At 38.7% G+C, this 12,840-nt stretch carries 6 protein-coding genes; 5 read left to right on the top strand and 1 reads right to left on the bottom strand.

Going from position 1 to position 12,840, the window contains the following annotated elements; genetic code table 11:
* Window positions 1–42: 42 nt before the first annotated feature.
* The gene (locus tag E4T88_RS06010) at window positions 43–4,089 is read right to left on the bottom strand and encodes a two-component regulator propeller domain-containing protein (RefSeq protein ID WP_135104576.1); all 4,047 of its coding nucleotides are present in this window, start codon (window positions 4,087–4,089) and stop codon (window positions 43–45) included.
* A 373-nt stretch (window positions 4,090–4,462) separates the two neighbouring features.
* Here E4T88_RS06010 and E4T88_RS06005 point away from each other — a divergent pair, with 373 nt between their 5' ends.
* The 5 genes from E4T88_RS06005 (at window position 4,463) to E4T88_RS05985 (ending at window position 12,835) form a co-directional block, all read left to right on the top strand.
* On the top strand, window positions 4,463–7,588 hold the full coding sequence (locus E4T88_RS06005) for a SusC/RagA family TonB-linked outer membrane protein (RefSeq protein ID WP_135104575.1): 3,126 nt from the start codon (window positions 4,463–4,465) through the stop codon (window positions 7,586–7,588).
* Window positions 7,589–7,607: 19 nt separating this feature from the next.
* A complete protein-coding gene (locus E4T88_RS06000) occupies window positions 7,608–9,236 on the top strand; it encodes a RagB/SusD family nutrient uptake outer membrane protein (RefSeq protein ID WP_135104574.1) in 1,629 nt (542 codons plus the stop codon).
* Between the two features lie 39 nt (window positions 9,237–9,275).
* Window positions 9,276–10,403, top strand: a complete 1,128-nt coding sequence (locus E4T88_RS05995; RefSeq protein ID WP_135104573.1) for a SusE domain-containing protein — start codon at window positions 9,276–9,278, stop codon at window positions 10,401–10,403.
* An 86-nt stretch (window positions 10,404–10,489) separates the two neighbouring features.
* Window positions 10,490–11,641 (top strand): glycoside hydrolase family 76 protein, encoded by a 1,152-nt coding sequence (locus E4T88_RS05990; RefSeq protein ID WP_135104572.1) that lies wholly within the window; start codon window positions 10,490–10,492, stop codon window positions 11,639–11,641.
* A gap of 6 nt (window positions 11,642–11,647) precedes the next feature.
* Window positions 11,648–12,835, top strand: coding sequence for a glycoside hydrolase family 76 protein (locus tag E4T88_RS05985; RefSeq protein WP_135104571.1), 1,188 nt, complete (start codon window positions 11,648–11,650; stop codon window positions 12,833–12,835).
* Window positions 12,836–12,840: the final 5 nt, after the last annotated feature.

Below are 12,840 nucleotides of genomic sequence, written 5' to 3'. Positions count from 1 at the left end.
TATCAGAGCTTTTTTATTGTGACTTTACTTTATATTTTCACACTACACATCATACATTTCCCTATCTCTATATTCCTTAGGTGTACAACCATACTTTTGAGCAAACTGCCTGAAGAAGGTGGCTCTGTTAGAGAATCCCGATTTATAGATTATCTCATCTATCGTCATTTTGGTATTTAACAGTAAATTTCGGGCTATGTACAAACGGCTCTCCCTTATCATATCTGCCGGGCTATCGCTTTCTACTTCACTCAACCTGCGATATAAATGACGTGGGCTCATATTCAGTTCTGCGGCAATAAACTGAGCCGAGAGTTTGTTATTCATTATATTCTTTTCGATGATATTGTAGATATCCTGAATAAACTTTGTATTCTCCTTATGAGTCATCTTACCTTCGGATAGGTCGAATGCACTCAACGGTGAACTGAAATAGTCCTTCAGTGTTTCTTTGCGCGAAATAAGATGTTTTACAGATGTGCGCAAATAGTCTGCATTAAAAGGCTTGGCAAGGTACATCTCTGCGCCCGACGATAATCCCTCTATTTGTTCCTCAATTGTATGTTTTGCCGAAACCAATATCATCGGAATGTGTGCTGTCTTTTTATCCGATTTTATTTCCTTCGTAAGAGAGATTCCATCCCTGCCGGGCATCATAACATCACAAATGATAATATTGGGATGTATCTGTGTCAGCATCTCATCCACGAGCAATGGCTTATCTATAGGAATTACATTATACTCATCGGCAAATATCTCACTGATAAACCATAAAATTTCTACATCATCATCAATAATAAAAATTGTTGGCTTCAACTTATCAAAGGCATATTTCGGGAGCTCCATCATTGGCTCATAATCTTTTCTTATCGTGATTTCGGGTAAAGCCTGATTCTTATCAATCAATACATCGGAGACTTCCTTTTGCGGTAGTTTCACAATAAAGTCGGTACGCTCATCAAGTATGCTGTTTACTTCAATTGTACCATCCAGCAACTTGACCATACTATAAGAGATGGCCAATCCCAAACCATTGCGGGAGAATTCTCTCTTCCCTTCTTGATTCTCAAAATCGTCGAGGATACTATATCGGTCAAAAATCCTTGTTATATTTTCTGCTTTAATCCCTTTCCCTGTGTTGGATATAATCATCAACAGCTCATCGTTCTCCTGATATACTTCAACCTGTATAAATCCATTGATAGCCGTATATTTGAATGCATTCGACACCAGATTAGACAAGATCGTATATATAAATCCACGGTCTGAATTCCAAACCAAAGAGTCTTCAATATCCTTGCTGAATTGTATGTTTTTCGACTCGGCCAAGTCGTTGAACGAGTCGCTTATATCATGCGCTATATCTGTGATAGAAAGCGGTTCTATCTGAGGAGATTTATTCCCTGTTTCGATCCGCCTAAACTCGATAAGTTCTTGAATCAGGTCATTCAGACGCTCGGCATTCCGTTGTATAAGCTGTGTGTATTTCCTCACAAAACTATCGGAACCGGCATGCGACAAGATACGGTTACAAGGCCCATATATTAACGTCAGCGGAGTACAAAATTCATGGGCGATATTGGTAAAGAAACGTAGCTTAGACTCGTGTACTTCCTCCTGATGACGTTGCTTTATTTTCATCATCGCCTTATATTTTTTCTTCTTGTCTTTTATAATAGCTGCTCGTATAAGCAAATATATAACAGATATCACCATTGTTGCATACAACACATACGCCAATGGCGAAAGATACCACGGAGGTGTTATCTTTATTGTTATCGAATATACGGGACTTTCCTTTCCGGTAAGGCGGTTCATATATTTTATAAACAATGTATATTCCCCGGGCGATAAACTTGTAAACGAAATATTATTGGACGTTCCATTATCAATCCACTGCTTACTCAGGTCATCTAGTTTGTAATAATATGTGTAATTATTCCCGTTTACGTAGTCGAGTGCAGTAAAAGATATAGAGAAGAAGTTCTGATTGTAATTAAGTTCAAGCGTCTCATTTTCTCCATTCGATTGTAAAAAGTCGAATATGTTTTTCTCCTGACCGAAAATCATCAGATTGTCAAACTGAATGCGAGGAAAATACTCAGGCTGAGCCATACCCGTCTCCGAGATAGCCACAAAGCCATTAATACCACCAAAGAATAAGATATCGGATTCCTCATCCTTGAAATAAGCACCATCGCTATACTCTATAATCTGCAAGCCATTGAGATTTGAATATGTTTGAAAATTATCTTGTTCTATATTAAATTTGATAATTCCTCTATTGGTACTCAGCCAAAGATTATTTCTCTCATCGGCCAATATACCATGAATCGTATTATTCGGAAAGCCGTTTCTTTCATTAAATATCTTGTCACTTCTACCCGAAACGTGCTTAACCAAACCAAAACTAGTACCAAACCAAAATGCATTGTTCGAATCCTTAATAATAGAGAATATATCATTCAACGTTTGATTTATCCCCTTATCGGGCACAAGCGTATCCAGTTTATGTTGATTTGTATTTAAGCTATATGCACCATATCCTCGGTTTCCGAACCATAATATGGAATCGTTTTCCTGATAGATTGTAAAAAAATAATTCTGAGAGTCCCTGCCGTCTCTTATCGTAACACGGCTTGCATTTTTGAATACAGGAGCATTTTGAGTGCCTGCGACTGACACTTTTACAATGCCCGTACCCACTGTCGCCAGCCATAGCGTAGAGTCGTTAAGTTCACAGATAGAATGTATATATTTTACGGGGTCTCCGTTCGCTATCAGCGGCACTCGCTTTATCGATCTGTCGCTGTACGAATAGTAGCTCAGTCCTTCTTCGCAACCAATCCACAGTATATTTTTCTTACTCTTCGCAAAGGCATATACAGAATTATCGGTCAGTGCAGTATTTCCTGTATTGCTATATTCGAGTGAAAATTTAGAAGGAGCCTGATTGAAATCATAATTCTTTATTTTCACAATCCCATCCCCCTTTGTACCTATCCACAATGTTTTTTCTTTATCCAAAAACAAAGCTCTTACGGGCTTTTCTATATTCGCTGTAAATGTATTGAACACCGCAGACCTGATCGAGTACATATCATTTGAATACATATACACCCCTTGTCCATCGGTACCTATCCAAACCAAGTCCTGATAGCGGTCGTTTATTAAACAAAAAATACCCGATTTGATTCCTATATCTTCAGGCTGGTAATTATCCAGCTTATCGGATACATATTTCAATCTCAACAACCCATTGGTCTTGAATCCGATAAAATAATCGTTGTGATGTTTTATTACCGAAGATATCTCACCATTCTTCTGTATAATCTCTTTAAGATTCCTGACATAGTATTTTTTCTTATCGGCGAAATGATATTCATACAAGGTGTAGGTATTGTCTATAAAGTACACGACATCCAAAACGCCCCTTTCGTAGAAGCAATACAAGAGATTTTCATTATGATAAAACAGCTTTTCTTTTTCCAGCTTTATATCCCCTTCCCTACTCTCTTTTATAAGGTATGCCGGATTCGACTGATCTTTTGTAAACACCTGAAGCTTGTTATCGGAAGTGATCACAAAATTCAGAATATCATTATATTTTAATCCTCTTAATATTATCTTCTCAAAGGTTTTGGTCTCCTTTTTATAATAATAGATACAATCATCCTCTTTTATAATAAAGATATGATTGTTCTTATCTTTTTGTATCAAATAGCGCCCTTTGAACTGATTGAAAGAATCAATCTTTTTAGTGCGTTTATCCAACCTGTTGAGTCCATAGTTTGTGTACACCCAAAGGATACCATCCTCTGTTTCCAATACATTTTCGATAAGATTACCCGACAAGTTGTTCTTCTCATCCGTTGGCTTGTATACCCGAATGCTAAGACCGTTAAACATATTGAGCCCATCACAAGAGCCAAACCACAAGAAGCCGTCTTTATCCTGACAAATAGAGAGTATCGCACTGTTTGACAATCCATCATGGTTGGATATCTGGCGGAGATTATATGCATTTATATTCTGACACAATATAAGACCGATCAGAAAAAATGAAGCGTTTAATACGATTTTTTTCATGGATGTATTTTGTCCTAATTCTGATATAAGATTATGACAAAGATAAATATCTTACAGATAGTAAACGAGAAACAAATCCGCATTAACAGAAGTCACATATATAGATTTGAGACAATGTAGTATATATTTAAGACATGCCCACAGAATTGCTTTTGTACTATTGTTGCAGGTTTTAAGAAGAAGATATATTTGCTTTCGGAAAAGATGACTAATACCACTAACCTCTAAAACCTGTAAAAATGAAAAATATAACCTAAAGAGTGATCAACCTAATCCGAATCTAATTTAATCAAAATGCTCAGAATGTCTATTTCAAATTTAGACCTAAAGCGAATTAATCAAAAACAATCTTTTATTTAAATCTAACTATGGTATGATTAAGAGAAAGTACAAAAAAAACTTTGTCAGTTTAGTCTTGTCCCTGTTATTCATCGGGACACCATGCATCTTAAATGCCCAGACTGGCAATATTAATGAGCATCAACAATCACCTTCTGCAAAAAACACAGTAAAAGGAACTGTGAAAGATGAAACAGGAGAGCCTCTTGTTGGTGTTAGTGTAGTAATAAAAGGGACAACAAATGGAACAATGACCGACCTGGATGGTAATTTTTCTATTTCGTGTAACAAAAATGATGTATTACAAATATCCTATGTCGGATTTTTGACACAAGATATTACAGTAGGAAACAACTCCAACTTTCAGATAAAACTGAAGGAAGACCAAAAGGTTCTGGATGAAGTTATTGTGATCGGTTACGGTACTACTACCCGCAAAAGTGCAGTGGGAGCCGTTGATCAGGTAAAGGCAAAAACGATAGAAGAACGTCCGGTGGCCAATGTTACTCAAGCCTTGCAAGGAGCTTCACCTAGTTTGACAATCCAACAACGCAGCATGGACCCGAATGACAACAGCCTGAATATCAACATTCGAGGGCTATCTACCATGAATAACAATTCTCCTTTGATCGTTATCGATGGATTAGTAACCGATAACGCCAGTCTGAACAAACTAAGCCCCGGCGATATTGATAATGTTTCGGTACTGAAAGATGCGGGAACAGCTGCCATCTATGGATCACGCTCAGCGAATGGGGTCATACTGGTTACAACCAAGAGCGGAAAGAAAAATCAACGCCCTACCGTTCGTCTCGGAATGCAGCTTGGGACACAAGACCCTACCATTCTGTACAGACCCGTAGAAGGATACCAAAATGCGATATTGAAGAACCTGTCATTGACAAATGTAGGGCAAAGCGCAATGTATTCACCTGCAGAAGTACGTGACCTATACGATCACCGAAGCGAAGAGTACTGGAACTTTGACAAGATTATACAATCGGCAATGCAACAGTCGTACAATATGAGCGTTTCGGGTGGTAACGAGAATACAACTTACCTATTCTCCGGAGCGTACTTTGATCAGAAGAGTAACTTTGTTGGACCTAACTACGGTAAACAACGTTACAATCTGCGTTCAAATCTTTCGACAGAAGTAGGACGCTTCAAGCTTTCTTCAATCTTATCATATACCCGCGACGACGGAAAAAAATCGGTTGATGGAAATGCAATTATCAACTCATCGCGTATACCTTCATACTACTGGACTAAAATGCAAGCCGACAATGGAAAATATCTTGTAAACAGCTTGCTTACAGACCAGAACCCGTTGGCGGGATTAAAAGAATCGGGATACGAGAAAGGAAATACCGACTACATTAATGCAAACATTAATCTTGAAGTAAAAATCATTGACGGATTGAAATTGCGTGGAGTTGTGGGAGCTGATATATACGCTTATCATCGTTTCATTAGAAGAAAAGAGGTGGATTTGTATAACAACGAGAATAATACAATCCCCGACATGAAAATGAACGCTAAGAGGAATACAGAAGATTACAATGAGAATAAACGATTGATGAACTATCAGCTTTTGGCGGATTATCAAAAGACATTCAACAATTCTCACAATCTATCCCTGTTATTCGGAGCAACTAACGAGTCATATACATTCAAAAACAATGAAGTAAAATTCATTAATACAGATCCTATTTTAGGTGTTCCGACAGAAACTCCTGAATCTGGAAGTTCTTCACTACAAAATCGAAGAAAAGAAAGTATTACTTCAATACTCGGACGTGCTTCTTACAATTATTTGGAGAGATATTACGCTGAATTCAGTTTTCGTGAAGACGGTTCTTCAAAGTTTGCGAAAGCCAATCGTTGGGGCTTCTTCCCTTCTTTATCTTTGGGATGGAGAATATCCGACGAATCATTTATGGGCTTCTATAAAGACAAACTGGGAGATCTTAAAATTCGTGGATCATACGGTATCTTAGGAAACCAGAATATCGATCCATATCAAACACTTGTTACCTACAGTTTATACTCAAACACATACGCGTTTGACAATGACGTTGTAGGTGGAGCAGGATATAAATTTGGTAATGAGAACCTGAAATGGGAAAAATCAAAAACATTCAACATCGGAGCAGACTTCTCATTCTTAAGAGGAGCTTTATCCGGAACATTCGATTATTTCCACAAAACAACATCAGATATCTTGTTAGCTCCGCAAGTACCTACTGTATTCGGAACATCTCTTAGCTCCGAAAATATTGGAGAAATGAAAAATCACGGTTGGGAACTTACACTAAACTATCGCCTGAAAACAGGAGAATTCTCTCATGATTTTTCAGGAAATATAGGAGATTCTCAAAATAAAGTTACAAAACTTGTAGGAGGTAGAGAAATTTCGAAGGTTGACGAATACTTCATCATGAAAGAAGTAGGATTACCGTTCCGTTCATACTACGGATATAAAACCGACGGCTACTTTAAAACAATGGAAGAAATCCAAACATCAGCCTTACCGGCAGGTATCTCATCTTCAGACCTTCGCCCGGGCGATGTAAAATATGTAGACCGCAACAACGACGGAGTGATTGATGAAAAAGACCGTTTTGTTTTAGGAAATGGATTCCCTCGTTACACATTCGGATTCACTTACAACCTGGAGTGGAAAGGCTTTGACTTTGGTTTCTTCATCCAAGGTGTTGGAAAACGTGATATGATGGTACGTGGCGAGTTGGTAGAACCATTCCACTCCAACTATTCGTATGCTATCTACAAGCATCAGCTAGACTTCTGGTCTCCAACAAATACCGATGCCAGATATCCTCGTTTGGCAGGAATAGGATCAGTTTCAAACTCGAACAACTATGGCATGGGGTCGGAAATCAATCGATTTGACGGAAAATATCTAAGACTGAAAAATATACAGCTAGGATATACAATTCCTAAAAGCCTGACAAATAAACTAATGCTTCAAAGAGTTCGTGCATACGTTAATGCTCAGAATCTGTTTACATTAAGTAAAAACTCTTGGATAGATCCCGAATCTACCGAATTTGATTCAAACATGGGAGGAAGTGCCAACAGTGCACGTAACTATCCTACCCTCAAGTATTTTGGTTTTGGATTAGACATTGAATTCTAACAAAAGAAACGATACAAAAATGAAAAAAAGACATATAATAAAATATCTGTTCTTATTGTCAATGGGAGCGTTTATATTCACAGGATGTAACAACCTCGACCAAATGCCTTACGACAAGCATACAGATGAAACATACTGGCAATCAGTTGAAAATTCAGAACTATTGGTCAATATGGCATACAACCAAATGTATGGTGCCGGGAAAATGTGGACAGACGAAGCCTTGAGTGACAATGTTATTCAGGCCAGAGATGACAATGACCCTCGCAAAATTCGTAACGGCTTGGCAACACCTTCTCTCGGGCTATTTGCCAGCGAATGGAAATGGGCTTATGAGGGAATAAAAACATGTCATAAATACTTAGAAAATGTAGACCGTGTACCAGGCATGGAAGAAAACCTTAAAGCAACAAGAAAAGCAGAGATTCGCTTCATTAGGGCATTTCTATTCTTCCGCTTGGCTTATTTCTACGGTGACGTTCCTTTCTTCACAGAAGATATTACGCTGGCTCAGGCAAAGACCATATCACGCACACAAAAGTCTGTTGTTTTGCAATTTGTGCATGACGAGCTCGATGAAATCATTGACATATTGCCTTCAAAAGGTGCAATAACCAACAAAGGACGTATAACGAATGCTGCAGCTGTTGCTTTTCAGGCACGAGCTTATCTGTATGAAAACAATTGGCCAATGGTCGAAAAATATACCGATATGCTTATCAACCAGCAAGGCAAGTATGGCATTTATGAACTGTTTGGCGATTACGAAAGCTTGTTTCAATCTCAAAACAAGTACAACAACGAGGTTATTCTCGACTATGGCTATGCAACTACAAACCGCACATGGACTGAGATGTATGCACGCGTGCCAATGACTCTGGGTGCTTTCTTAAACTCGTGTGCGCCGATACAAGCACTTGTAGATGACTACTGGACAATCAATGGCTATACAATCAGCAAAGACCCTGCTTATAATCCAAATTCTCCATATACCAACAGAGATCCCCGCCTGACAGCAAGTGTTGTTTACGATGGATTCAAATGGGTAGATGAGAATGGAAACGTATCAACGATACGTACTGCCTACGGAACAGGAACCAAAGACTCTTGGGAAAGTGTGAGCTCTAACAAATCGGTAACAGGTTATTATACTCGTAAGTATTTTGATCCGCAATCAAGAAAGACATTAAAAGACTATGCACAAGAGAACAATATTATCATGTTCCGTTATGCCGACGTTTTATTAATGTACGCAGAAGCAATGCTTGAGCAAAACAAGATGAACCAATCGGTATGGGATGCTACCATTAAGAAAATACGCTCAAGAGCAGGATTCACAGCAGCGAGTGCTCTCAATTATCCATCAACATTGTCTACAGACGAAATGCGTGAATTAATTCACCGCGAACGCCGCATAGAACTTGTATTCGAAGGATTGCGCTACTACGACATCGTTAGATGGAAAGAAGGAACAAAATATCTGAATGGAGTGGTGAACGGAGCTAAATTCGCCAATAACAATTCTTCGTATATAACATTGGATTCAAGAAAGTTCAATGAAGGAAAAGACTATCTATGGTCGGTTCCTATCGAAGAAATAGTTAAGAACCCGAACCTAAAACCAAACAATCCCGGTTACTCCGAATAAATAACCTAAAGATTAATTAAATAGAAAAAACATACTATTATGAAAAAGATATTTTACAACATATTCGTATTGCTTTCATTTGTTATGCTAATGACTGCCTGCGGAACAGACGATATGGAATTTAAAAACGCAGATGTTACCGAAGTCAAAAAGCTATATGAGCCGGCTACCGAAAAAGCAATAAACCTTACATCAAGCGGTTCTCTTTATTTCTCTTGGGAACCTGCCATTGCCCAAGACGGCGGCGCACCTTTGTACGAAGTATATTTTGACAAAGATGGAGGAGATTTTTCGAGTCCACTTTTCGTACTTTCATCAGATCTTAACGGATATTCCAGCGGAGCAGATATCTCTCACAAAATATTAAACAAAGTAGCAGCATTAGCAGGAGCCGAACCAGGTGAAACAATAACCTTGGCTTGGACTGTAGCTTCATCGAGAGGTATTAACCAGAAAATAAGCAAAGTGAGCAATAAGATTACAGTTACAAGAATCGAAGGACTGGAAGATCCGGGACAGGTTTTCATCACAGGAGAAGGTTCTGAGGCAGGAAGCGACTTGGGCAATGCTTTGCCAATGCACCGTTTGGGAGAAGGTGAATACGAAGTGTATGTTAAACTTGTTGCAGGTGGCACATACAAATTTGTAGACTCCAAATCGGGAAGTCCTGCTGAATATTATATTGCAGACGGTAAGTTAAAAGAAGGTACTGAAGGTACAGCCAATACATTGAATGGTGTATATCGCATCAAAATTGATTTCGGATCGGCTTCAGCTTCTACCCCTGTGGAAATTACAGAAGTAGGATTCTGGTTCTGCCCAACAAATAGTGTTGAATGGAAACTGTCTTACCAAGGAAAAGGTGTTTGGAAAGGAGCAGGTCCTGTTACATTCAAACAAGAATCGTGGGGTAGAGACCAACGTTACAAATTCAGGGTATCACTCAAAGATACGAAAGGAACAGAATCTTTAGAAGACTGGGGCCCGGCTAATGCAAACGAAGATGGTACACCTTCGGGAACAGCCAGCTATTACAACTTGGCTATATACACTTCTATATCTCAATGGGATCACAAATGGAAATTTGCAAGCGACTTTGACGGAAAAACCGTTAATCTTACTGTAAAAATGACAGGAGATACTTATACACATGAGGTTTCTCTCTGATAAATAAAATCTGATATTAATCGGGAAGATTGACCCGAAACAAAACCGTAGGGTCAATCTCCTTAGATATAAAGAATATGAAGCTTATGAAAAATATATATTTCGGATTTATAGCATTTGTTTTGCTAGCCCTATCATCTTGCAGCGATCCCAAGGATGAGTATTCGTACGGAACTTTGATAGAATACGATTGGAATGCCGCAGCCGATAGCGCATCGAATGCTTTGATAAATAAATTCTGGAACGAAACAGGCAACTATTTCAACTACGGAAATGACGACAAGGAACTTACATTCCACTATTGGCCTAATGCTCATGCTATGGATGTAGTGATAGATGCTTATCTGCGCACAAACGATAGCAAATACAGTGCTTATTTCGATAAATGGTTTGCAGGCGTTAAGATAAAAAACGGAAATACTTATGAGAATGCCTATGTTGACGATATGGAGTGGAATGCATTGACTATGATTCGCCTATACAATATCACAAAAGATCAAAAATACTTAGATGCTGCTCAGCAGTTGTGGGGCTGGATCAAAGATGCCTGGTCTGAAGATGTAGGCGGTGGTATCAGATGGTGTACCGGATCGTGGGTAGAATTTACAAAGAATGCCTGTTCAAATGCTCCCGCAGCTATCATAGGAGCACGTCTGTATCAAATAACTCAGAACGAAGAAGACCTCGAATGGGCGAAGAAAATATACGACTGGCAAAAACAAACGCTGGTAGTATCTTCGACCGGTGAGGTGAAAGACAATATCATTGTAGAATCGGGAGAAGTAAAAGGCTCGGCTCTTACATACAACGAAGGTACATACGTGGGAGCAGGAGTAGAATTATATAATATCACCAAAGATGTAGTATATTTGAATGATGCAAAAAGAGCAGCCAATTATACCATCTCTACCCTTACAAACTCAAGCAGCAATGTATTGAGAGACGAAGGAACAGGAGACAATGGTCTGTTTAAAGGAATATTCATCCGCTACTTCCTCGAGCTTATTAAAGTGAACGATTTGGATGAGGCATACCGTCATAAATTTGTCACTTTCTTAAACAACAATGCCTATGTACTTTGGACTACCGGTGTATACAAAAAAGGAGAATATGAAGACAACCTTCTGTTTGGTTCTTCGTGGGATTCTTCTCCGGTAAGCTTTACCCAACTTACATCACAAGCCAGTGGTTGTATGCTGATAGAGGCAAAAGCTGCATACGAGAATTTGAAAAAGTAAAAGATAATGAAACTTACGTACATTTTTTTATTTGCAATTAGTGTTGCCACAATAGGCTGTAGCCCAAAAGATAAAGGCAATACGAGTTCTAACCTACAGAGAGCCCGGCTAACGCTGGACTCTCTGTATCAAAATTATTCGGCACCCGATACCAAGTTGCTGCGTGAAAACTATCCTTTCGATGACAAGTATACGGCTACGTATCTGGCATCGCAAGAGCAAGCGAATATTCCAAACCAATATTCGTATCTATGGCCTTACTCAGGAACATTCTCTGCTGTAAACGCCTTGTTTGAAACAACCAAGGATAAGAAATATCAAGAAATCCTTGATTCGAAAGTGCTGCCCGGATTGGAAGAATATTTCGACCAGAAAAGGAATCCGTCGGCTTATGCATCATATATAAACACGGCACCTCAGTCCGACCGGTTCTATGACGACAATGTATGGTTGGGTATTGACTTTACTGATACTTACATGCTAACTAAAGAAGACAAATATCTGCAAAAAGCTAAAATGATATGGGAATTCGTAGCCAGTGGTATCGATGATAATCTGGGTGGCGGAATCTATTGGTGCGAACAAAAAAGAGAATCAAAAAACACATGTTCGAATGCACCCGGAGCAGTTTTTGCGCTCAAATTATTTGAAGCTACCAAAGACAGCACTTACTTTCAACAAGGTAAAAGCCTGTATGAATGGACAAAAAAACACCTGCAAGACCCTTCCGACTATTTGTACTTTGACAACATAAGGCTGGACGGAAAAATAGGTGAAGCTAAGTTTCCATACAATAGCGGGCAAATGCTACAATCTGCATCTTTGTTGTATAAGCTCACAAAAGACAAGGCTTATCTTACCGATGCCCAGAACATTGCAAAATCTGCATATAATTATTTCTTTACAGATTTTACGACTTCTGACGGGCAACAATTCAAGTTGTTGAAGAAAAGTGATGTATGGTTTATTGCTGTTATGCTGAGGGGATTTGTTGAATTATATCATTTGGATAATGACAAAACATATATAGATGCTTTCCAAAAAAATATGGATTATGCATGGAACAACATGCGTGAAGGCAACGGACTGTTCAATACAGACTGGAGCGGAAAGCAAAAAGATGAGAAAAAGTGGTTGCTTACACAAGCCGCAATGGTAGAAATGTATGGCAAGCTTGCATCTATCAATAAATGAAAAAA

This window comes from Dysgonomonas mossii, assembly GCF_004569505.1.
In the GTDB taxonomy this organism is placed as follows: domain Bacteria; phylum Bacteroidota; class Bacteroidia; order Bacteroidales; family Dysgonomonadaceae; genus Dysgonomonas.
This window is presented reverse-complemented; position numbering and strand designations above follow the sequence as displayed.